The sequence below is a fragment of the Nocardia sp. NPDC049149 genome (assembly GCF_043197455.1).
In the GTDB taxonomy this organism is placed as follows: domain Bacteria; phylum Actinomycetota; class Actinomycetes; order Mycobacteriales; family Mycobacteriaceae; genus Nocardia.
The window spans coordinates 65,831-88,745 of the sequence record NZ_JBICTD010000012.1; the positions used below are offsets into that span (position 1 = coordinate 65,831).

Sequence of the window (22,915 nt, forward strand, 5' to 3'; positions counted from 1 at the left end):
TTCTGCACGGGATGGCCGATGGCCGCAAGCACAGGAAGGAGAACGGTGTGACGTGGCCTACGTCGACCCGCCCACGGGCGGTAACTGTCGGCGAGGGACTTGCCGTGCTGGTGGCACAGCCTGGTCCACTGGAGGAGTCGGAAACCTTCGAGCGAACCGCGGGCGGCGCCGAGGCGAACGTGGCGACCGTGCTGCCCCAGCTCGGCGTCGAGACCGCCTGGCTCTCCCGGGTCGGTGACGACGGATTCGGCCGCTACCTGGTGGCTCATCTGGCCGAACGCGGCGTCGATGTGTCCGCGGTCGTCGTCGATCCGACCAGGCCGACGGCGGTGTACGTCAAAGAGCGTGGCGGCGGCTCCGGCCGGGCGACCGATCTCGACGAGCGGGCCAGCCGCATGCTCTACTACCGCACCGGCTCCGCGGCCAGCGCACTGTCGGCCGCCGATCTGGTCGCACCTGCGGCGGCCGCGCTGCTCGCGAGCTGCGGCTTGGTTCACATCACCGGGATCACCACCGCGCTCTCCGCGTCCACGACCGAACTCACCGAGGCGCTGCTCGCGCTCCCCCGCAACGGCAGGCTGGTGAGCTTCGACCTGAACTTCCGGCCCGCGCTGTGGGCCGGACGGCTCGATTCGGCCGCCGAGATCCTCGCCAGCCACGTCCGCGGCGCCGACGTGGTCTTCCTCGGCGCCGACGAGGCGGCCGTGGTGTTCGGCACCGACGACGCCGACGCGTTGCGCGCGCTGTTCCCCGAACCCGCGCAGCTGATCGTCAAGAACGACGCGCACACGGTCACCGGATTCGCCGGGGACGAGCGCGTCGAGGTGCCTGCCCTCGGGCTCGAGGTCACCGAACGGATCGGCGCAGGCGACGCCTTCGCGGGCGGCTACCTCGCGGCGCTGCTGCACGGCCGCCCGGCGGCCCAGCGGCTGCGGTTCGGGCACCTGTGTGCCGCAGCGGCTTTGACCGGCACCGGCGACGGGGCGGAGCTGCCGCCGCCCGCCGTGCTGGAGCGGCTGGCCAGTGTGGACGAAAAGACCTGGGCCGAAATGCATTACAACGACACCATCATCCAGAATGTGGCTTCATGAGTCACCATCGAGTCAGCGAGTCGTCATCATGAGTCAGAGTTTGTCGCGCGCGTTGACCATTCTCGTTGCGCTTGGCGAGGATTCGCGTTCCCTCGACCAGCTGGCCACCCAGCTCGGTGTGCACAAGTCGACGGTGCTCCGGCTGCTGCAGACGATGGAGGCCAAGCGCTTCGTCACGCACGACAGCCAGCACCGCTACATGCTGGGCTCGCGCCTGTTCGAGCTGGCCAACCGCACCCTGGAACAGCGCGACGTGCGCACCCTGGCGCGGCCGCACCTCACCGCGCTGAACGCCGACACCAAGCAGACGATCCACCTCGCGACCTACGAATCCGGTGAGGTCATCTACATCGACAAGCTCGACGCCACCCAGAGCGTGCGCATGTACTCCAGGGTCGGGCGTCCCGCACCGTTGCACTGCACGGCGGTCGGCAAGGTGCTCATCTCCGCGCTGCCGCGGTCCGAGTGGCGGATCATCGCCGAGAAGATCGACTTCCACCCGTTCACCGAACGCACCATCCGCACGCCGGAGCGCTACCTGATCGAGCTGGAAAAGGTTGCGGCCCTTGGCTATGCGGAAGATCATGAGGAACACGAGAGCTTCGTCAACTGCATCGGTGTCCCGGTGCGCAACGGCACCGGCGCGATCGTCGCCGCGGTCTCCATGTCGGTGCCGGACATGCTGCTCGACCACGACCAGGTACTGGCCCAACTGCCGCGGGTTCGCGCGGCCGCCGACGCCATCTCCGCCGAACTCGGCTGGATCCCCGCCCGAACCCCCTGAACTCACCCACCCTGCCGGCGCCGCCGGCTGCTGTCCCCCACGAAAGGCTGACCATGAGTGACAAGATCGCTGTCCGCACCACCGACGCGCCCGCACCCGCGCACACGTTCTCCCAAGGAGTGCGCAAGGGTCCGTTCGTGCAGGTCTCTGGACAGGGTCCGGTGGATCCGATAACAAACGAGTACCTCTTCCCCGGTGACGTTGCGGCACAGACGATCCGGACGCTGCAGAACGTGAAGGCGATCGTCGACGCGAGCGGGGCGACGTTCGACGACGTGGTGATGCTGCGCGTCTACCTGACCACCCGCGACGACTTCGCGGCAATGAACGAGGCATACGGCGAGTTCGTCAACGCGAACACCACCGGCGACGTATTGCCGAGCCGCACCACGGTATTCACCGGTCTGCCGCGCGCCGAGATGCTGGTGGAGATCGACGCGATCGCGATCGTCACCGAGTAGACCGCGCCGGGCGCCTGCGATAAACAGACCGCCCTTCAGTTCCACTCACCTCGGTGGGTGGAACTGAAGGGCGGTCGTGTTGTCTCCTGGGCCGAAACCCTAGACCTCGGCGGTCAACCCGCTGTCGGTCGCCGCAGTTCCTGTCGAACCACCGGCCCCGTTCTCGCCGTCCTTGGCCGTCGACTGCTTGGGTGCAGCCTTCTTCGCCGCCGTCGAGTTCGCGGCAGTGCCTGCCTCCGGAGCTGCCGCATCCGCAGCCTTGGCCGGGGCCGCCTTCCTGACGCCTTTCTTGGCGGGCACCTTCTTGGCCGCCGTCTTCCGCGGAGCCGCTGCCTTCTTCGCCGCGGTCTTGCGCGGAGCCGCCTTCTTCGCGGGCGCCTTCGCCGGAACAGCTTCGGCAGCAGCAACTCCGGCCGCCGCAGCCTCCGTCGAAACCTCTTCCGCCGCAGCGGACTTCACCGGCTCGACGTCAGCAGCGGCCTCTTCAGCAACAACCGCCGCCGAATCCGCCTCTGCTGAAGCGGACTTCACCGGCTCGCCCTCGACAGCCGTGTCGTCCGCAGCCACCTCAGGAGCAACGACCTCCGCCGTTGCGGCGGCATCCTGCGCCGCAGTCTCGACGTCAGCGACCTCCGTCGACGCGGCGTCCTGCGCCGCAGTCTCCGCCTCAGCGACCTCTGCCGGAGCGGCCTCCGGGGACGCGGTCTCCGTCGAGGCGACCTCGGCAACAACAGTCGCGGTAGCAGCGACCTTCTCAACAGCGTCGTCGGTAGCGACCGCTGCCGTCACCACGTCAGTCGAAACCGGCTCGGACTCCGCCGCAGCAGTTTCCACAGGATCAACGGCCTCGGCCTCATCCGATTCGACCACGACGTCAGTCGCAGCAGCCTCGGCGGTAACCGCCTCCGCCGCAGCGGTTTCAGCGACAGCGTCCTCGGTGGATGCCTCATCGGCCTGCACGGCTGGTGTCACGGTGACCGGGACAGCCGCAACCTCCTCGGACTCCACCTCCGCACCGGCGACGTCCTCGGTTGCGGAGTCCTTGACATCGATCTCGCCGAAAGCAGCCTCGACCTTGGCCAACGCCGCCTCGACCGCGGGACCGTTCTCGGTGCCGGAGACCGGCTTCGCGGAGACCTCCTCGTCGAGTCCGATCTCCTCCGAAACAGCTTCCGCCGGGGCATCTTCCGTCACAGCCGCAGCAGCGACGGGCTCCCCCGAAGCCTCCTCGGCAACTACCTTCTCGGTGTCGACCGTGCTCGTCTTCGACTCCGCCGCTTCGAAGTCCACCTCGAGCACTTCCGGCACACCGCCGCCGAGCACCCCGATGCCGGGGATCGCGGCGAGCAACTGCCGGGTGTACTGGTCGGTGGGTGCAGTGAGAACCTCGGCGACCGGCCCCTGTTCGACCACCCGACCGTTACGCATCACCAGCACGTCGTGCGCGATCGCGCGGACGACGGCGAGGTCGTGCGAGATGAACAGGTAGCTGATGCCGAGCTGCTCCTGCAGCGACGACAGCAGCGTCAGGATCTGGTCCTGCACAAGCACATCCAGCGCCGACACCGCTTCGTCGCAGACGACGAGCGGCGGGTCGACGGCCAGCGCGCGGGCGATGGCGACACGCTGGCGCTGACCACCGGACAACTCGTTCGGGTACCGCTGTGCCAGCGAGGCGGACAGCGCGACCTGGTCGAGCAGTTCGGCCACCCGGGTCCGGCGGGATGTGCGGTCGCCGACGCCGAAGGCGCGCAGCGGCTCGGTGATCAGCCGTTCGACGGTCCACATGGGATCGAGCGACGCGTACGGGTCCTGGAACACAGGCTGCATCGCCCGCCGGGCCGCGCGCAGCCGCTCGCCTTGCAGGCCGACCATGTCGGCGCCGTCCAGCTTGACGCTGCCGGAGGTGGGGTTGATCAGACCGAGCACGATCCGCGCGGTCGTCGTCTTGCCCGAACCCGATTCGCCGACGATCGCCGTGGTGCGTCCGCGACCGATCGTGAACGACACGTCGTCGACGGCCTTCAGCACGCCGCCGCGGCCGCGGATCTTGTATTCCTTGGTGATGTTCGCGACCTGCAGGATCGGCGTCCGCTCGACGGCCTTGTCCTCGGCCGCCTTGTCTTCGGCGGCCTTGTCGGCCTTGACGTTTCGCCGCGGCGTCACCAATGCCGGTGCGGCGGCGACCAATCGCCGGGTGTAGTCCTCCTGCGGATCGGTCAGCACCTGCCGCGCCGGGCCGGTCTCGACGATCCGGCCGTCGGACATCACCACGACCCGGTCGGCCCGCTCGGCGGCCAGGCCGAGGTCGTGGGTCACCAGCAGCAGCGCGGTGCCCAGTTCCTGGGTCAGCTTCTCCAGGTGGTCGAGGATCTGCCGCTGCACGGTCACGTCCAGCGCGGAGGTCGGCTCGTCCGCGATCAGCAGGTCCGGCCTGCAGGCCAGGCCGATGGCGATCAGCACGCGCTGGCGCATACCGCCGGAGAACTCATGCGGGTACTGCCGCGCCCGCCGGGCGGGTTCGGGCAGACCGGCTTGGCCGAGCAACTCGACGGCCTGTTCCTTGGCCGCACGCCGCGTGCAGATGCGGTGCGCCACCAGGGTTTCCGAGACCTGCCGACCGACCCGGGACACCGGGTTCAGGTTCGACATCGGATCCTGAGGCACCAGCCCGATTTCCTTGCCGCGCAGGCTGCGCAGCCGCTTCTCGTCGGCGTGCGTGATGTCCTCGCCGCGCCAGCGCACGGCGCCACCCGCCACCCGGCCCGAGCCGGGCAGCAGGCCCATGATCGCATGCGCCAGTGTCGATTTGCCCGATCCGGAGGCGCCGACGATCGCGACCCGCTCGCCAGGCTGGATGGTGAGGTCCGCGCTGTGCACGGCCGTCACGTCGCCGAAGGAGACCCGCAGATCGCTGATCTCCAACAGTGGTTGAGTCATTTGCAGCGTTTCCTTCAGCGACTGGTCTTCGGGTCGAGCGCATCCCGAAGGGCGTCGCCGAAGAGGTTGAATCCCAAGCAGATGATCGCCAGCGCGACACCGGGGAAGATGCCAGGCCAGGCCGTGCGGAGCAGGTACTGCTGAGCGTCGGACAGCATGATGCCGAGGCTCGGCGCAGGCGGCAGGATGCCGAGCCCGAGGAACGACAGGATGGCTTCACCGATCACCGCGGTCGGCATGATGACCGTGGCCTGCACGATGATCGGCGCCAGCGAGTTCGGCAGGATGTGTTCGCGCAGGATGCGGAACGAGCCGACATGCATCGCGTTGGCGGCGAGCACGTAGTCGGATTCCTTGAGCCGCAACGTTTCCGCGCGCACCACACGCATCATGATCGGCACCTGGGCGATGCCGAGGGCGATCGCGGCGTTGCCGAGCCCACCGCCGTTGATCGCCGCGAGCCCGACCGCGAGCACGATGAACGGGAACGCGAGCAGCAGATCCGACAGCCGCGACAGCAGCACGTCCAGCGACCGCCAGTAGCCGGCGAGCAGGCCGAGCGGCACGCCGACGAACACGGCGAGCAGCACCGACAGCGCACCGACCTCGAGCGAGGCACGGGTGCCGTAGAGCACCCGCGAGAAGATGTCGCGGCCCAGATCGTCTGTGCCCAAAAGGAATCCGACGGTGCCCGGCTTCTGGAACGGGGTCGCGAAGTGCACCTCGGACGGCGAGTACGGCGCGAGCAGCGGCGCGAAGATGCCGACGAAGAGCACGATCAGGATCAGCACCGCGCCAACCATGCCGAGCGGGTTGCGCAGCAACTGCCGCAACACGCGACCGCGCGCCGCGGCCAGCGGCGGCGTCTCGACGACTGTGGGGTTTTCGATGACTGTCATTGCGCCTTCCCGGACACTCGCACGCGCGGGTCGATCACCGTGTACAGCACGTCGACCAGCAGATTGATCACGATGTAGGACGCGGTGATCACCAGCACGACCGCCTGGATCACCGGGTAGTCGCGGGAGAAGACCGAGTCGAGGGTCAGCTTGCCCATGCCGGGCAGGCTGAAGATGCGCTCGGTGACCACCGCGCCAGCGATGAGCCCGCCCAGCTGCAGGCCGACGATCGTGGTGACCACGATCAGGCTGTTGCGCAGTCCGAATCGGAAGATGACCGCGCCGCGGCCGAGCCCCTTCGCCCGTGCGGTGCGCACGAAGTCGGCGGTCAGCGTCTCCACCATCGACGACCGGGTCTGCCGCTGCACCACCGCCGCGTGCGTGATGCCGAGGATGATCGCGGGCAGCGTCAGGAAGTACAGGCCGCGCAGCGGTTCCTCGAACGGCGAGACATAGCCGGAGGCGGGGAACCAGTTCAGCTGCACCGACAGATAGAGGACGGCGAGGATGCCGAGCCAGAAGGTCGGCACCGACAGCGCGACCAGCGAGAACCCGTTGGCGGCCCACTCGGGCCAGCGACCGCGATACACCGCGGCGATCACGCCGCCGATCACGCCGGCCAGCACCGCGACGAGCATCGCGTACAGCGAAAGCTGCACGGTCACCGGGAGAGTGGTGCCGATCATGTCGATCACCGGGGTGCCGGTGCGGATCGACTTGCCGAAATCACCGGTGAGCGCGTGCCAGACGAACTCCAGATACTGAACCGGCAGCGCCTTGTCCAGTCCCAGTTCTTCGCGCACCGCGGCGATGGCCGCCGGGTCGGCCTGCTCACCCGCCATCACGGTGGCGGGATCGCCGGGCAGCGCGCGGACACCGATGAAGACCACGATCGAGGCCAACACCAGCGTGACGGCAGACTGCCACAAGCGGTGGAAAACGTACTGCAGCATGGGGTTCGTTCAGCCCTTTCGATCCGCGACGTAGGCGGCTTTGCCCAACCGCACTGCGCCGTCGGCGTACACCTCGATGCCCGTCACCCAGGTCGAGTGCACGGTCAGGTTACGTAGCCGGTAGGTGTAGATATATGGGTTCTCGCGCTGGATGACGCGCACTGCCTGCTCGTACAGCGCACCGCGTTGCGCGGCGCTCGTGCTGTGCGCGGCCCAGCCGAGCAGGTCGTCCAGGACGGGAGAGTTGATTCCGCTGTAGTTACCGGACGAACCGGTGGTGAGGAATCGAGAGGTGTTGCCGTCCGGGTCGATACGGCCGGACCAGCCGAGCAGCAGGGCCTCGTAACTGCCCTTCTTCTGCGCCTCGAGCATCGACGAGTATTCGGCGGGAACGATCTTCAGGTCGAATCCGCCCTGGGCGACGCTGTCGCGCAACGCCTGCGCGTAGTCCAGCTGGTCCTTGACGTTCATCACCTGCATCGTCACCGGATACGGCGTCGGCACGCCCGCCTCGGCGAGCAGCTGCTTGGACCGTTCGGGATTGAACTGCGGGCAGGTGGTGCTTGCCCTTGTTGCGTACGAGGTGCGCGGCGCGATCGGGGTGCAGGCAGGCTCGTACCAGTTGTTGAAGACCTTGCGTACCAAGCCCTGTCGGTCGGTGGCCAGCGAAAACGCCAGCCGGACCTTCGGATCCTTGGCAATCGGGCTGTTGATCGGCTTGATGGGCTTACCGGCGCCGTCGACATTGCCCATGTTGATATAGAGGCCCTGGAAGCCGAACGATCCCGACTGCAGCAACTTCAGCTGGGGCAGTTTCTCCAGCGTTTCGACGTCCGACGGCGACATCGTGTCGGCCGCCTGGATATCGCCGGACCGCAACGCCTGCGCTCGCGACTTGGCGTCGGGCATGATGCGGTAGGTGATGCTGTCCAGGTGCACCTTCGCGGCGTCGTAATACAGCGGGTCGCGGGCCACCTGGATCGAGGTCTGCAGGACGCGTTTGACGAACTTGAACGGTCCGACGCACACAGGGGCTTCGCCGAAGCTCTTTTCTTTCTCCTTCAGCGCGGTGGGCGACATGATCATGCCCGCTCGGTCGGCGAGCGCGGCGGTGATCGGCGCGAACGGCTGGTTGTAGTGGATCGCCACATGGGTCGAGTCGACGGTCTCGATCTCCTTGATCGGTCCCATCTCACCGGTGCGCTGCGAGCCCTCCATCGAGAAGTGCCGTTTCAGGCTGGTCTCGACCGCGGCGGCGTTGAACGGTGTGCCGTCGGCGAATTCGACGCCGGTGCGCACCGGGATGGTGACCGTCAGGCCGTCGGCGGAGACGGTGGGCAGCGCGGTGGCCAGCTGGGGAACCAACGCACCGGACGGGTCGTTGTCATAGAGCTTCTCGCAGATCGTGCTCATGACGTAGCGCATGTACAGCGAGCTGGAGGTGGTCGGGTCGAGCTTGTCGGGTTCGTTCGACAGGCCCATCACCAGATCGCCGCCCTCGCGCACCGGCTGCGTTCCGACAGGCGTGCCGTAGTCGTCGGTATGGGTTGCCGGCACCTCTGCGTGCTGTACCGATGTGCAGGATGCGAGCGCGGCGACGACCACGCCTAGTACCAGCATCCGAGTGGAGCGAACTAGCATGCGGTACAACATACTTCAATGGCCATCACTTTTCTCGCCCACTATTCCGTTTAGTGCGTTGTTTTCGTACTTTGTTCGTCATTTGGACATCGCCTGAAATGTTCAGCACCGGAAATGCGCACGAAAAATAGCGATCCAGCGAACTCCGGACCGCTATTCTCGTGCCGCGTCAACTTATGAAGCAGCGGTAAACACTACCGCAGCAAGACTAATCAGCCCTTGTCGACGACGAAGGCGGCCTTACCGAGGCGGACGACACCGTCGGCGTACACCTCGACGCCAGTCACCTTCGTGGTGTGCACGGTGAGCAGGCGCAGCCGGTAGGTGTAGACGTAGGGGGTGTCCTTGGCCATCGCCTGGTTCGCTTGTCCGTACAGCTCGGCCCGCTCCGCAGTATCGGTGGACTGGGCGGCCTTTTGGAGGAGCGCGTCCACCGACGGCGAGCTGTACCCGACGTAATTGCCCGGCGACTTCGTGCCGAAGAATCGCGTGATGTTCGCGTCCGGGTCGAGACGGCCCGACCAGCCGAGCATCAACGCCTCGAAGGTGCCCTTCTTCTGCACGTCCAGCAGCGTGGAGTATTCGACCGGCACGATCTTCAGTTCGAAGCCGCCTTCAGCGACGTTGGCCTGCAACGCCTGTGCCATCCGGAGCTGATCCTGAGTGGTCGTCACCTGCAGCGTGATCGGGTACGGGGTCTGCACGCCCGCTTCCTTCAGCAGCTCCCGCGATTTCTTCGGATCATAAGCAGGGCACTCGGTTCCGGCTGGCGTTGCGAACGTGCTCTTGGGCACGATCGCGGAGCATGCGGGCTCGAACCAGTTGTTGAAAACGGTGTCGACCAGGGTGTTCCTGTCGATGCTCAGCGACAGCGCCTGCCTGATCCTGGCATCCTTCGCGATCGGAGTGTCGATCTGCTTGGTGGGCTTACCCACGCCGTCGACATTGCCGATGTTGATAAAGATGCCTTGGAAACCCAGCGATCCCGACTGCACCAGCTTCAGGTCGGGGTTCTTGGCCAGCGCGTCCACGTCCTGCGGGGAGATGGTGTCCGCGACCTGAATATCACCGGAGCGCAGGTTCGACGCGCGAATGTTCGCGTCGATCATGATCCGATAAGTGATCTTGTCCAGGTGCACTTTCTTGGCGTCGTAGTACAGCGGATCGCGTTCCACGATGATCGAGGTCTGCGGCACCCGCTTGACGAACTTGAACGCCCCGACACACACCGGGTTGTCGCCGAAGTTCTTTCCCTCGTCCTTCGCCAGCGCGGCAGGCGACAGGATCATCCCGGCCCGGTCGGCGAGCGCGGCGGTGATCGGCGCGAACGGCTTCTTGTACCGGATCACCACATTCGACGAATCGGCGACCTCGATGCCCGCGATCGGCCCCATTTCGCTGGTTCGCTGCGAACCTTTCATGCCGAAGTGCCGATCGAGGCTGGTTTTCACCGCGGTGGCATCGAACGCGGAGCCGTCGGCGAACTTGATGTCGTTGCGCACCGGAATGGTGACGGTCAACCCCTCATCGGTGACCGTCGGCATTCCGGTGGCGAGTTGCGGCACCAAGTTGCCGGAAGCGTCGTTGTCGTAGAGCTTTTCACAGATCGAGCCCATGACGTAGCGCGTGTAGAGCGAGCTGGAGGTGGTCGGATCGAGCTTGTCCGGTTCGGCGGAAAGGCCCATCACCAGCTCGCCGCCCTCGCGCACCTGTCGGGTGCCGACCGGCGTGCCGAAATCATCTGTGTGCGTTGCGGTCCCGTCGGGGTGTTGGACCGGTGCGCAGGAAGCGAGCGCGACGACGGCAACGCCGAGCACTACCATCCGTGAGAAGCGAGCAAGCATGCGCTACAAGATACTTCACGCTGTTCCACATTTCGCGCCGGGTAAACCTTTTTGCAAATTGTTCACTTTGGCTACAAAGCGCACCGTGAAAAGGGCACGAAAAATAGCGATCCGGCTGCTGCGGGACCGCTATCTTCGACGCTGTGTGAAGTTATCGCTGAGCGAGATCGTGCAGTTATCGGTTGATGATGTGTACAGTTACCGTCCGGCCGCGTAGCCCTGCATCCCACGGGGATTCGCGCCAGCCGAAAGTACACCGTTGTCCCGGTCGCGAGCCACTGCGCACATCCGGCCCTCGGACCACGGCCCGCCGACGGTGACGCGATGCCCGCGACGTTCGAGATCCTCGATGACCTCCGTGCCGATTCGCGATTCCACGATGACCGAACCAGGACTCATCACCCGCGGATAGAACGAGCCGGGGAAACTTTCTTGATGCCAGTTCGGCGCATCGATGGCCCCCTGCAGATCGAGGCCGCCACGCACCTTGTCCCGCAACGCGACTGCCAGGAAGAAATGCAGGCTCCACTGATCCTGTTGATCGCCACCCGGAGTACCGAACGCCATCACCGCCTCGCCGTCGCGCAATGCCAGCGACGGGCTGAGCGTCGTCCGCGGCCGCTTGCCCGGCGCCAACGAATTGGGCAGGCCAGGCTCGAGCCAATTCATCTGTAGTCGAGTGCCGAGCGGGAATCCGAGCTCGGGCACCACCGGATTGGATTGCAGCCAGCCACCACTCGGCGTCGCCGCGACCATATTGCCCCAGCGGTCGACCACGTCGACCTGGCAGGTGTCGCCGCGGGTGGCGCCGCTGGTGGCCACCGTCGGCTCGCCGGCACCGAGCGGAATCTCCAACTCGCACAAGGAGTTGGCCTGGGCGTACCGGCTCAGCCGCGGCTGCTGTCCGTCCGGGCTGCCCGGCCGCAGTTCATAGGAGGCGCTCGGCTCGATCAACGCGCTGCGCTGCGCGTTGTACCAGGTGGACAGCAACGTATCGAGCGAAACCTGGGTGCTGTCGCCGTACCAGGCCTCACGGTCGGCGAACGCGAGCTTCGAGACCTCGATGAGCGTGTGGTAGTACTCCGGCGTTCCGTATTCCAGCCGCTCCGGCAGCAACGCGAGCTGCTGCAGGAACACTGGGCCCTGGCTCCACAGACCCGCCTTGGCGATGGTCCAGCCGTTCCAGGTGTAGGTGGCCGGATTCTCGTACGTCGCAGCGAAATTCACCAGATCGTCGCCGGTCATCGTGCCAGAGTGCCGCTCGCCCGAGGTGTCCATGGTCGGCCGCGACGAGTAGTTCACCAGTGCCTCGCCGATGAACCCCTCGCGCCAGACCTTGCGGGCCGCCTCGATCTGCGCTTCCCGGTCACTGCTCGCGGCTTCTGCCTCGGCGATCAGCCTGCGCCAGGTGTCGGCCAGTGCCGGGTTACGCAGCAATGCGCCTGCGGCAGGGGCCTTTCCGTCGCGCAGGTAGAGCTCCGCCGAGCTCTGCCACTCGTTTTCGAACAACTCGGCGACCGTCTCTACGGTCTCGCCGATCCGCTCGACCGCGGGGTGGCCGCGCTCGGCGTTCCAGATGGCGTACGACAGCACCTCGGCGAGTCGCTTGGTTCCGTGATCGCGCAGCAGCACCATCCAGGCGTCGAACGCGCCGGGGACTGCGGCTGCCAAGGGGCCGGTGCCTGGCACCAGATCCAGACCCAGCGACCGGTAGTGGTCGATGGTCGCACCGGCAGGCGCCGGCCCCTGGCCGCACAGCACGCGAGGGGGCAGCCCCGCGGGTGCGAGAATGATCGGGGCGTCGCCGCCCGGACCATTCAGGTGTGGCTCGACCACGTGCAGCACGAACGCCGCGGCGACCGCCGCGTCGAACGCATTGCCGTCGTCCTCGAGCACCGCCATCGCGGCGGCCGAGGCGAGCCAATGGGTAGACGACACCATCCCGAAGGTGCCCTGCAGGGTAGGACGCGTGGTGAACACCTGCTGAGTATCTCCCGATATCGGTACGTACGTCCAAGACATCTAAAGCACTAAACCGATAGCCTGTGGTTATGGAACGTCGGCAACTCGAGTACTTCGTCGCCATCGTGGAACACGGCGGGTTCACTCACGCGGCACGCGCGCTCCAGGTTGCCCAGCCGTCGCTGTCCAGGGCGATCGGCAAGCTCGAAAAGGAGCTCGGCGTCCCACTGTTCCACCGCATCGGGCGCAACGCCGTGCTCAGCAACGCCGGAGAGTTCATGGCCGACCGGGCGCGGCAGGTGCTGCGCGATCTGGACGCGTTGCGCGCCGCCGCCCAGGCCGTCGGCGCGGGCGTGGTCGGCCGCGTCGACGTGGCGGCCACCTCGTCCTCCACGTTGGAACCGGTGATCGGCACCATCGCGGCACTGCGGGAGCATCATCCCGGGGTGACGGTCGGCACCTGGTCGGCGCCGTCGGCCGCCGAAGTGGTCGCCACCGTGCTGCGCGGCAGCTGCGAGGTCGGCGTGTGCGGCAGCGCGGAACGTCCCGCAGGGCAGGGGCTGGTCGCGATCCATCTGCGCGACGAACAGTTCCTGCTCGTCGCCCCGCCCGGCACCGAGCTCGGCCTCGACGGCACGGTGACACCGGCGGACCTGCGCGGGCTGAGCTTCGTGATCACCCAGCCTGCCACCGCGGTGCGGGCGCGCTTCGATCGGCTCGCCGCCACCGTCGGTGACCTGCACATCGCCGCCGAGGTCGGCGACCGCAGCGTGGTGCTGCCGATGGTGTTGCGCGGCATCGGCTGTGGCCTGATGCCCGACGGCTGGTACGACCTGGCCTGCCGGGCAGGCGCCGAGGTCTACCGGTTCTCCCCGCCCGAACAGCTGCCGCAGTGGCTGGTGTACCGCACCGGGCCGCTCACCGCCGCGGCGCGGGCGTTCATCCAGACAACACTGGACCAGGCTGCGGCCGCGGCCGTCGAGCCCGAGTAGCCGATCAGTCGCCGCAGCGTTTATCCCGAGTTACGCAGCGCGGTGGCGAGGCCGTTCATGGTCAGCAAAATGCCGCGGCGGACCAGTTCGGAGTCGTCGCCGGCCCGATGCCTGCGCAGCAATTCCACCTGCATCTGGTTCAACGGCTCCAGGTACGGGAACCGGTTGTGGATCGATTCGGACAGTGACGGGTTGTCCGCGAGCAGGTGCTCGTTACCGGTGATCGCGATGTACATGCGGATGGTCTTGGCATGCTCCTCGCGGATCATGCCGAAGATCTGCTCCCGCAACGTCGCGTTCTCGACGAGTTCGGCGTAGCGGGCGGCGATATCGAGGTCGCTCTTGGCCATCACCTGAGCCAGGTTCGACAGCACGGTCCGCAGGAACGGCCAGCGGCGATACAGATCGGTCAACCGCGCGAGCCGGTCCGGGTCGCCACCGACCCACTCCTCCAACGCGGTGCCGGTGCCGTACCAGCCGGGCAGCATCACCCGCGCCTGGCTCCAGGACATCACCCACGGGATGGCGCGCAGGTCATACACCGAGTTGGTCGGCTTGCGCGAGGCGGGCCTGCTGCCGATGTTCAAGTCACCGACCTCGGCGACCGGGGTGGACTGGCGGAAATACTCGACGAATCCCGGTGTCTCATGCACCAGCCGCGAGTAGGCGGCGCGGGCGCGGGCGGCCAGTTCGTCCATCACCTCGTAGGACGGCTCGGCATCGGCGCCGAGACCCTCCACGTCGAGCAGCGTGGACTCCAGCGTGCCCGCGATCAGCGATTCCAGATTGCGGTGGGCCGCACCGGGTTCGGCATATTTGGCGGCGATCACCTCGCCCTGCTCGGTCAGCCGCAGCGACCCGCGCACAGCACCGGCGGGCTGGGCGAGGATGGCATCGTAGCTGCGGCCGCCACCACGGCCGACGGTGCCGCCGCGACCGTGGAAGAGCCGCAACCGAATTCCGGTCTTGCGCGCCACCTCGACCAGTTCCAACTCGGCTCGGTACAACGCCCAATTCGCGGCGAGATACCCGCCGTCCTTGTTCGAATCGGAGTAGCCGAGCATCACCTCCTGCCGCATCCCGCGTGCGACGACCAGCTCGTGATAGGCCGGAACATCCAGTGCCGCGGACAATGTCGCCGCACCCGCCGCGAGGTCCTCGATCGTCTCGAACAGCGGAACGATGCCGACCGAACAGCTCGGCGGCGCATCGGGCGCGCCGGGATCGAGCAGCCCGCCTTCCTTCAGCAGCAGCGCCGCCTCCAGCATGTCGCTGACCGAGGTGCACATGCTGATGATGTAGTTGGGCACCGCCTCCACCCCGAAGGTGTCCACCACATCCTTTGCCGCGCAGACGATGTCGATCTCCTTGCGGGCCAGCTCGCTCAGCCTGGCGTGCGGGCCGAGCAGCGGTCGCCTGGTGCGCAGCTCGGCTTCGAGCAGCTCGACCCGCCGCGACTCGGGCAAGCCGACGTAGTCGGGATGCACACCGGCCCAGGCGAGTAGCTCGGCGACGACCTGCTCGTGGATCTCCGAGTTCTGCCGCATGTCCAGGCCCTGCAGGTGGAAGCCGAAGGTCTCGATCGCGTGCCGCAACGCAGCGAGGCGGTCGTCGGCCAGCAGATCGTCCCTGCTCGCACGCAATGAGGCGTCGATGGCGTCGAGATCGTCGAGCACCGCTTGTGGCGTCGAGTAGGGCGCCGCCCCCACGTCGAGTCCGGCCGCCGGGATGTCGCCGAGAGCGCGGGCGGCAGTGGCGGTCAGCCGACCTCGGACGGTGTGCAGCGCACGGCGATACGGCTCGTCGGCGTGGGTGGCCGGGTCGGGATATCCGGCCTCGGCCAATGCGGCTACCTCGGAGGTCACCGGCACCAGGCGCGCCGAGAGCGCCAGCGACTTCTCCAGCTCGACCAGTTCACCCAGATACCGGGTGAAGGCGACCGTCGCGGCCTGCCGCCCGGCCTGCCGCACGACGTCCGCTGTCACATAGGGGTTTCCGTCGCGGTCGCCGCCGATCCACGAGCCGGGCCGCAGCATCGGGCGCGGCAACAGCTCGACACCGGGCCAGCGCGAGCGCAGCGCCGCCCGCACCTCGGCGTTGATCGCCGGGATCACGTCGAACAGGGTGATGTCGTAGTAGCGCAGGCCGACCGAGATCTCGTCCTGGATTCGCAAGCGCGCCAACCTGATCAGCGCGGTGCGCCACAGGCTGAGCACCTGGCGGCGGATCTGGTGCTCCAAATCGGCACGGGCACGCTCGGTTTCGGGGTAGCGCTGGCGCAGCCGCATCAACTCGGTGATCCGTGTCTGCGCGTCGAAGACGGTGCGGCGGCGGGTCTCGGTGGGGTGTGCGGTGATCACCGGCGAGACCAGCGCGTCGGCGAGCAGATCGGCCACCTCGGCGCCGTCCAGCGCCGCCGCGTCGAGCTTGCGATAGGTGGCCGCAAGCGACGAATCCTGCGGCGGCTCACCGGCCGCCTCGTGCGCGGTGCGCCTGCGGTCGCGCTGGATGTCCTCGGCCAGATTGGCCAGCAGCACGAAATAGCTGAACGCGCGGATGAGCGGCAGCGCCACCGTGATCTCGACACCGTCGAGCATCTCCGCGACCGCGCTGCGGTCCACCTCGGCGCGCCGCACCCGGAAGGCCTCGATCCGCACCCGCTCGATGAGGTCGAACACCTCGGGACCCTCGTGGTCCCGGATGGTGTCGCCGAGCACGCCGCCGAGGAAGCGGATGTCGTCGCGTAGCGGCCGGATGGCGTCCTGTGCGGCCTCGCGCATTCGCGGCTCGCAAGCGCTCCCATGCGTCTCGATCGTCGATTCGCCCATGATCAGACAGTATTGCTGTCGGCCCGGTGTTGGTATGCGACGGAGCCCACATCGCGGCGTGCGCGGCGCCGGTACGGTGGTGTCACGCGCTCTAGAAATCACCGCATTGCGAGGATGCCCATGGTCGAGAACGCTCCTGACGAATCCGTTTCCCTCACCCGCACCGGCCGATTCGCACACTTCGGCAGCACCAGATTGAACGCGATCACTCGATTCCAGAGCCGCGTGCACAACCGGCTCTATCAGCGATTCGACGGCACGGTCTTCGGAAAGTACCTGGGCCGCCCGATCTTCCAGCTGACCGTGACGGGGCGCAAGTCCGGCGAGCCGCGTCCGGTGGTGCTGATGCTGGTCCGCGACGGCGCGGACCTGCTGGTCGTCGGGTCGTTCGCGGGCACTCCGAAACCGCCGGCGTGGTGGCTCAACCTGGTCGCGGCGGGCGGTGGGCAAGTGCGCGTCGGCGGGGAGAGTTGGCCGGTGACCGCCAGGGTCGTCACCGATCAGGCCGAATACGCCGCCAAGTGGCGCATACTGACGGCCGCGTATCCGGACTTCGACACCTATCAGGCGCTGACGTCGCGCAAACTGCCGATCGCGGTGCTGACCCGAGCGGCAGGGTGACGCAAACTGCTGGTTGACCCCTGGACACCTCCAGGGGTCAACGGAATTCGTGCGCTCAGCCGAGCACCTGGGAGAAGCGGACGTTGTTGCCCCACGGGTCGGCGAAGCCGCAGTCGCGCACGCCGTAGGGCTGGGTGACCGGTTCCTGGGTGACCTGGACGCCCGCGTCGCGCAGGCGGGCGAAGGTCTCGTCGACGGCGTCGGTGGTGAAGATCAACATGCCCTGCGCGCCGTTGGCCAGCCTGGCTTCGGACGCCGCGCGCAGCGTGTCGTCCGGGTTCATCGCGGGGACCTCGAGCAGGAACTCGATGCCGGGCTGCGCGGCCGGTCCTACGGTCAGCCAGCGGCCACCGGGAAACTCCAGGTCCTGGCGGAGCTCGAGGCCGAGCAGATCGCGGTAGAACTCCAGGGCCTTGTCCTGGTCGCCGACCAGGACGGCGACGTGGGTGAGGGCGATGTCTTTGCCGTTACTCATGCGGGTGATTCTCCTTCAGTGGGTCGGTCTGCACTATCGACGGCGGGCGTGCAGCGAATTCATCGGTCGCTGACGCGGCTCACCGTTCGTCGGCGCCATCGGTGGGCGCGGTCCGGTCCAGCGGGCGAATCACTCGCGCGGGATTGCCCGCCGCGAACACGTGCGACGGCAGGTCGCGGGTGACCACGCTGCCCGCGCCGACCACGGTGTTGTCGCCGACGGTGACGCCGGGGCACACGATGACGCCGCCGCCGAACCACACGTTGTCGCCGATCCGGATCGGCGCCGCCGACTCCCACCGTTGCCTGCGCAGCTCGTGCTCGTCCATCGGATGCAGCGCGGTCAGCAGCTGGCAGCGCGGCCCGATGGACACATCGTCGCCGATGCTGATCGGCGCGCAATCCAGCAGGATCGCATCGTAATTCAGGAAGCTGTTGGTCCCGATCTCGATGAGATACCCGTAGTCGCACTGGAACCGGGGCATGATCCATGACCCCTCCCCCAGCTTTCCGAGCAGCGCACGCAGAATCGCGTCCCGCTGTTCGGTCTCCTCGGCGCCGGTGCGATTGAACTCATCGCACAGTCGCTGCGCGCGACGCCGTTGCGCCACCAGTTCCTGGTCGTTGTCCCGATACAGGTCCCCGCGGAGCATCCGCTCCTTCTGCTCACCCATGCCGCCCACCCTGCCGTACTCCCGCGCAGGCCGCCCACAGAGACGCCGAACGGGACATGGCAGACGGTGGACACCGTGGCCATATCCCGTTCGTAGGCGAATCCGCTTACGCGGGCATCCCCTGCGCCGACAAGCGGTGGAACAGCACCTGCTCCAGCAGTGCGACGAGTACTTCCTTCACCGATTCCCGGTCGCGCGCATCGCATTCCAGCACCGGGATCCAGTCGTCGAGCTCCAGTGCCTCGCGCACCTCGCCGAGATCGAAGAAGGTGCCGTTGTCGAAGCGGTTGACCACCACCACGAACGGCGTCTGCTTCTCCTCGAAGTAGTCGAGCACCGGATAGCAGTCGTCGACCCGGCCGGTGTCGACCACGATCACCGCGCCGAGCGCACCGTCGACCAGGTCGTCCCACAGGAAGACGAACCGGTCCTGGCCCGGCGTGCCGAACAGGTACAGAATCAGCGAGCGGTCCAACGTGATGCGGCCGAAGTCGAGCGCGACCGTGGTCTGCGTCTTCTCCGCACGGCGGCCCGGATCGTCGATGCCGATCGCGACCTCGGTCATCGCCGCCTCGGTCACCAGCGGCTCGATCTCGGAGATCGCGCCGATGAATGTGGTTTTGCCGACGCCGAATCCGCCACTGATGACGATCTTCACCGACGACGGCATCGTCGGGCCGGGCGGTGGCGGTGTACTCACGTCAGAGTGCCCGTACAAGGTCCCTGATCCTCTCGATGGCAGCGGTGGACAGTTGATCGGATTCGCGCACCGACACGTAGCCCGCGGCGGCGAGATCGCTGACGACGACCTTCGCGACACCGACCGGAACGCGCAGCGCGGTACCGATCTCGGCGATGGAGTGCGGCTGCTGGCACAGCTCGACCACGGTCCGCTGTTCGAAACGCAGCGGTGCCGACAGCGCCGAAGGCGGCGCCTGCACCAGGGTTTCGATCCGCAGACCGTCCATCAACGGCGTAGTGCGCCCCGCGGTGACGACAAAGGGACGCACAAACTGTTCATCACTGTCGACAACATCTTCTTCTGGCGGTGCTTGCTGGCCAGGCCGATCCGGATCGAACCAGCCGAACATGTGGTTCATCGGGATCATCCGCGGGTCCGGCAGTCGCGGTCGGTCAGGATCTCTCATCTACGTAACGTCTCTCGCAGTTCGGAAATCAACGTCGGATCAAGGAGCGACCCGGCGCGTTCGGCAAGCACGGCCATTTCATAGCCAACAAGCCCGATATCGCAGTTACCGTCGGCGATCACACCGAGGCAGCTGCCGTCACCCATGGCCGAGACGAGCAGGAAGCCGCGCTTCATCTCGATCATGATCAGCTTGAGCCCGTCGAACGAATAGCTGCGCGAAGCGCTTCTGGCCAGGCTCGACAGGCCGGACACCATGGCGGCCAGCCGGTCGGCGGAGGTGCGGTCGAGCCCTTCCGACATCGCGATGAGCAACCCGTCCGAGGAAACCGCCACCGTGTCGCGCACGCCGTCGGTCTCCCGAACGAAGTTGGCGAGCATCCAGTTGAATGTGTGCGGGTCGGCGCTCGGCAAGTGAGTGGTCACCGGTTCTCCTCTGCGGTGGTCGGGGTGGTCGGCACCTGATCGTCGTTGACGGCTGAATCATGTTCGCGGGCACCGACATACGGCCGCGTGGATGACGGAGCGGGTGGGGCGCCACGCTCGTGCCCGGCCCGGAACGACGACAACATGCTACGGGTTTCGTCGGGCGAGCGCTCCGGAATCGGCGCACGATCCGGCCGCTGAGTGCCATTGGCGTCCCGTCGCGATTCAGTGCTCGGTGCGGTGCCCGCAGAACGAGACTTCTTGTTGCGCTTCACAAGTCCGTTGCGCGTTGTGCGCGGGCCTTGGGTCGCACTGTCCGCGCCGTTGTATCCGCGCGGCTGTTCTCCGGTTTCGTAAATGCGCCACATGGTGCCGGTATCGATCGTCGATCGTTCAGTGGTCTCCGCGGGCGGCGGGGACGAGGGCGGTGGGGACGAAAGGAATTGGGCGTACGCACCGGTCGCGGGTCCGGAGTCGGACGGCGCCGCATGCGCGGGGCCTGCGGGACGCTGCTGCGGTGGCGCGGGGTTGCGCGGCATCTCGTGACGCGGCGACGTGTAGTCCTGACGCGGCGAGGTGTAGTCCTGACGCGGCGCGTCCATGCCGCCGTGCCCGGTCCCGTTGCGCGCAGGCGCGTTGTAGTCCGGACCGCCCCGCTCGGGCGACCCGTGTGCGGGGCCACCGAAGTTGGACGTATTCGGTTCCGGCGCAACAGGTGCCGCAGGCCCGCCGAACACCGCCGACATCGTCTGACTGGTGGTTTCGGAGGGCGGTGTCTCCCTCGACTCGGAATCGGCGCCCCAGGTCCGCTCGACGCCCTTGTCGGAAATCTTGCCCCGGCCGCCTTGTGCCCGCTGATCCGGTTCTTGCGCAAGCAATTCCAGCGGCAGCGCGAGCCGTCCGACGATGCCACTGACCGGCGAGACGTTCAGCTCGACCGCGATGCCGAGCCGCTCGGCCAGGCGACCGACCACGTAGTGGCCGAGGTAGCGGGTCGGCGCGACGATGAAGTCCTGCTCACCGCGCAGCCTGGCGTTCGACTGGGCGAGCTGGTCGGGCGGCATGCCGACACCGTGGTCGACGACCGCGAGCAAATACCCCTGCGGCACCCGGCGACCGTAGATCTCGACCTCGAGATCCGGTGGCGAGAAGGCGAGTCCGTTCTCGATCAGCTCGGCGAGCATATGCGCGAGCTCACTGACCACCGCGCCGACGATGAGCACATCGTCGACCCGGCGCAGCACCACGCGGCGGTAGTCGTCGACCTCGGACAGACCGGCGCGGATGACGTCGCTCAGCGCGATCGGCTGCGCCCAGCGGCGCGGGCTCGCCTCGCCGACGAGGACGAGCAGGCTTTCGGCGTTGCGGCGCATGCGGGTCGCGAGGTGGTCGAGCTCGAACAGGTTGGACAGACCCTTGGGGTCGAGTTCCTCGCGCTCGAATTCGCTGATCAGGCCGAGCTGGCGGCGCACCAGGTTCTGGTTGCGGCGCGCCAGGTTGGCCATCGACTCCGTGGTGTTGCGGCGGACGAGCGCCTGCTGCGAGGCGAGCTCGAAGGCGGTGGTCTGGACGCGGTCCAGCGCGCCTGCCACGGCGGCGATTTCGATACTGGACCCGGCGGGCGGGCGCACCGGCATCGGGGGTTCCGGGCGACTGTCGTCGGCGTGCGTCCAGGCGTCGATGACCTGGGGCAGTCGGCGCGACGCCACGTCGTCTGCCTCGCCTGCCAGCGCGGCAAGCGGGCGGACGATGGCGCGCACCGAGGTGATCACCAGCACGATCATCGCGACGATGGCGACGGCCGCGCCGACGAGGAACGCGATCAACTTGGTCAACGCGGCGGTGCGCAGATCGTCGGCGCGCGCCTGCACGTCGTCGCCCACCGCCTTCTGCACGTCGCCCAATTCGTCGATGGCGCTCGACATCTGGGTCCACCAGCCCATCGGGTCCACCTCGCGGACCAGCGGTCCGTCGGCGGAGGCGATGGCGTTGGTCTCCGACTGCTCGGCCTTGGTGGCGTTCGCGCTGTTCAGCGCGCCGTCGAGCTTCGACTGCTGGTCACTGGACGCGTAGCGGGAGAACGCGGCGAACGCGGCGAGCTTGGTGGAGCGAATCTCCATGAACTGCACGTATTCACCGCCGTTGAAGCGGCCTGCGACGAAGACGCCGTTGAGGAAGCCTCGCTCCTTGTCGACCTCCTCCTTGGCCGCACCGAGCGCGTACAGCGCCTGCAGTCCGCGCTGGATCTGCGGGTCGCGCGCCTGGTCGAGGCCGAGCGGAAGACGGTTCAGCGCGGCGACGGCGTCGGTGTAGAACTGGAACACCACCTGCCTGCTGATCCGGCCCGAGTCGACCTGGGAGCGGGTGCTGGACAGCAGCTTCAGCTGGCCGAGCGCCGCGCGGATCTGATCGGCGCCTGGCGCGTCGGCCGCCGCGGCCGCGGTCAGCGTGGCCAACGCGGAGTCGAGCTTGCCGCGCTGTTCGGACAGCGGCTGCCGCAGTCGGTTTTCACCACCGAGCAGACCGTTGCTCAGGCCGAGCTCGCGCTGGATCTGATTGTTCAGTTCCTGCACGCTCAGCGCGAGCGACACGGCCTTCGCCGTCTCGTTCGACTCCCGGAAGTCCGCGTACTCACGGAAGACGTTCACGCCGAGCAGCGCGAGCACCAATACCAGGGCGAGGGCAAGAATTCGAGTCAGCTGGCCGCCGATGGTGCGCGGCCGGACAATTGCCGAGATTGTGCCGCTCGACAACTCATTATCAGCACGGGAAACCAGAGGGTTGAGATCCGGTGTGTCCCCGGGCTTTTGTTGCCGTGAACGTGAACGCACCAACCTGCTACTCCTCCGAAAAGCCGGCCGTGACAGCTCTCACGACGAGCGCACGGGAAAGTCTCCGAGCAAAATCCCATACGGCTGCGGCTGCGTCAACTCGAGCACCCCCGTTCCAGCACTTTGTTCATTCTTTTCAACCTGAGCTGAAACCTCTTGCTACCAACCGGCCAGTTTGTGACCGATCGGTTGCGCTACCACTCAATGCATCCCAGCTCAGGCAGGCCATTGCCCAGCGCGGCGGTGCACCGGGTATGCACACTCGAAATCTTGGGCCGCAAGCGGATCCACCCCCACTGGATTTGACACGAGAACGGCCCGCCCACTCTTGCGAGCGAACGGGCCGG

At 67.1% G+C, this 22,915-nt stretch carries 17 protein-coding genes and 1 pseudogene; 5 read left to right on the forward strand and 13 right to left on the reverse strand.

Going from position 1 to position 22,915, the window contains the following annotated elements:
- Nucleotides 1-47 precede the first annotated feature (47 nt).
- The 3 genes from ACGFNJ_RS36955 to ACGFNJ_RS36965 are packed head-to-tail and all read left to right on the forward strand — an operon-like array spanning nt 48 to nt 2,336.
- The gene (locus tag ACGFNJ_RS36955; RefSeq protein WP_393459473.1) at nt 48-1,091 is read left to right on the forward strand and encodes a sugar kinase; all 1,044 of its coding nucleotides are present in this window, start codon (nt 48-50) and stop codon (nt 1,089-1,091) included.
- Nucleotides 1,092-1,119: 28 nt separating this feature from the next.
- A complete protein-coding gene (locus ACGFNJ_RS36960) occupies nt 1,120-1,875 on the forward strand; it encodes an IclR family transcriptional regulator (RefSeq protein WP_393459476.1) in 756 nt (251 codons plus the stop codon).
- A 53-nt stretch (nt 1,876-1,928) separates the two neighbouring features.
- On the forward strand, nt 1,929-2,336 hold the full coding sequence (locus ACGFNJ_RS36965; protein WP_393459479.1) for a RidA family protein: 408 nt from the start codon (nt 1,929-1,931) through the stop codon (nt 2,334-2,336).
- A 1,317-nt stretch (nt 2,337-3,653) separates the two neighbouring features.
- Here ACGFNJ_RS36965 and ACGFNJ_RS36970 read toward each other — a convergent pair.
- The 6 genes and pseudogenes from ACGFNJ_RS36970 to ACGFNJ_RS36995 all read right to left on the reverse strand — a co-directional run.
- A pseudogene (locus ACGFNJ_RS36970) lies at nt 3,654-5,276 on the reverse strand (dipeptide ABC transporter ATP-binding protein); the annotation flags it as partial.
- Nucleotides 5,277-5,290: 14 nt separating this feature from the next.
- Nucleotides 5,291-6,175 (reverse strand): ABC transporter permease, encoded by an 885-nt coding sequence (locus tag ACGFNJ_RS36975; protein WP_393459482.1) that lies wholly within the window; start codon nt 6,173-6,175, stop codon nt 5,291-5,293.
- Nucleotides 6,172-7,128, reverse strand: a complete 957-nt coding sequence (locus tag ACGFNJ_RS36980) for an ABC transporter permease (RefSeq protein WP_393459485.1) — start codon at nt 7,126-7,128, stop codon at nt 6,172-6,174. Before ACGFNJ_RS36980 ends, ACGFNJ_RS36975 begins: the two co-directional genes overlap by 4 nt.
- 9 nt (nt 7,129-7,137) lie before the next feature.
- Nucleotides 7,138-8,769: an ABC transporter substrate-binding protein gene (locus ACGFNJ_RS36985; RefSeq protein ID WP_393459488.1), complete on the reverse strand. Its 1,632-nt coding sequence runs from the start codon at nt 8,767-8,769 to the stop codon at nt 7,138-7,140.
- 212 nt (nt 8,770-8,981) lie between these two features.
- Complete coding sequence (locus ACGFNJ_RS36990; protein ID WP_393459491.1) at nt 8,982-10,613, reverse strand: ABC transporter substrate-binding protein; 1,632 nt, start codon at nt 10,611-10,613, stop codon at nt 8,982-8,984.
- Nucleotides 10,614-10,811: 198 nt separating this feature from the next.
- Nucleotides 10,812-12,593, reverse strand: a complete 1,782-nt coding sequence (locus tag ACGFNJ_RS36995; protein WP_393459494.1) for a gamma-glutamyltransferase family protein — start codon at nt 12,591-12,593, stop codon at nt 10,812-10,814.
- 71 nt (nt 12,594-12,664) lie between these two features.
- On the opposite strand from ACGFNJ_RS36995, the gene ACGFNJ_RS37000 reads away from it, so the two are divergent.
- Nucleotides 12,665-13,567: a LysR family transcriptional regulator gene (locus ACGFNJ_RS37000; RefSeq protein WP_393459497.1), complete on the forward strand. Its 903-nt coding sequence runs from the start codon at nt 12,665-12,667 to the stop codon at nt 13,565-13,567.
- 20 nt (nt 13,568-13,587) lie between these two features.
- Here the strand turns inward: ACGFNJ_RS37000 and ppc are convergent, their stop codons facing one another.
- On the reverse strand, nt 13,588-16,347 hold the full coding sequence (gene ppc / locus ACGFNJ_RS37005; protein WP_393459991.1) for a phosphoenolpyruvate carboxylase: 2,760 nt from the start codon (nt 16,345-16,347) through the stop codon (nt 13,588-13,590).
- 168 nt (nt 16,348-16,515) lie between these two features.
- Between ppc and ACGFNJ_RS37010 the strand changes: the two genes are divergently transcribed.
- Nucleotides 16,516-17,016, forward strand: coding sequence for a nitroreductase/quinone reductase family protein (locus tag ACGFNJ_RS37010; protein ID WP_393459500.1), 501 nt, complete (start codon nt 16,516-16,518; stop codon nt 17,014-17,016).
- Between the two features lie 55 nt (nt 17,017-17,071).
- Here ACGFNJ_RS37010 and ACGFNJ_RS37015 read toward each other — a convergent pair whose 3' ends face one another.
- The 6 genes from ACGFNJ_RS37015 to ACGFNJ_RS37040 form a co-directional block, all read right to left on the reverse strand.
- Nucleotides 17,072-17,491, reverse strand: a complete 420-nt coding sequence (locus ACGFNJ_RS37015) for a VOC family protein (protein WP_393459503.1) — start codon at nt 17,489-17,491, stop codon at nt 17,072-17,074.
- 79 nt (nt 17,492-17,570) lie between these two features.
- Nucleotides 17,571-18,164 carry a sugar O-acetyltransferase gene (locus ACGFNJ_RS37020; RefSeq protein WP_393459506.1) on the reverse strand — a complete coding sequence of 198 codons (594 nt, stop codon included), beginning with the start codon at nt 18,162-18,164 and terminating at the stop codon, nt 17,571-17,573.
- A gap of 106 nt (nt 18,165-18,270) precedes the next feature.
- Nucleotides 18,271-18,834 (reverse strand): ATP/GTP-binding protein, encoded by a 564-nt coding sequence (locus ACGFNJ_RS37025; protein WP_069166600.1) that lies wholly within the window; start codon nt 18,832-18,834, stop codon nt 18,271-18,273.
- A gap of 31 nt (nt 18,835-18,865) precedes the next feature.
- A complete protein-coding gene (locus tag ACGFNJ_RS37030) occupies nt 18,866-19,312 on the reverse strand; it encodes a DUF742 domain-containing protein (protein ID WP_069166581.1) in 447 nt (148 codons plus the stop codon).
- Nucleotides 19,309-19,692 (reverse strand): roadblock/LC7 domain-containing protein, encoded by a 384-nt coding sequence (locus ACGFNJ_RS37035; RefSeq protein ID WP_393459994.1) that lies wholly within the window; start codon nt 19,690-19,692, stop codon nt 19,309-19,311. Before ACGFNJ_RS37035 ends, ACGFNJ_RS37030 begins: the two co-directional genes overlap by 4 nt.
- A gap of 41 nt (nt 19,693-19,733) precedes the next feature.
- The gene (locus tag ACGFNJ_RS37040) at nt 19,734-22,490 is read right to left on the reverse strand and encodes a nitrate- and nitrite sensing domain-containing protein (RefSeq protein ID WP_393459509.1); all 2,757 of its coding nucleotides are present in this window, start codon (nt 22,488-22,490) and stop codon (nt 19,734-19,736) included.
- Between the last annotated feature and the right edge of the window lie 425 nt (nt 22,491-22,915).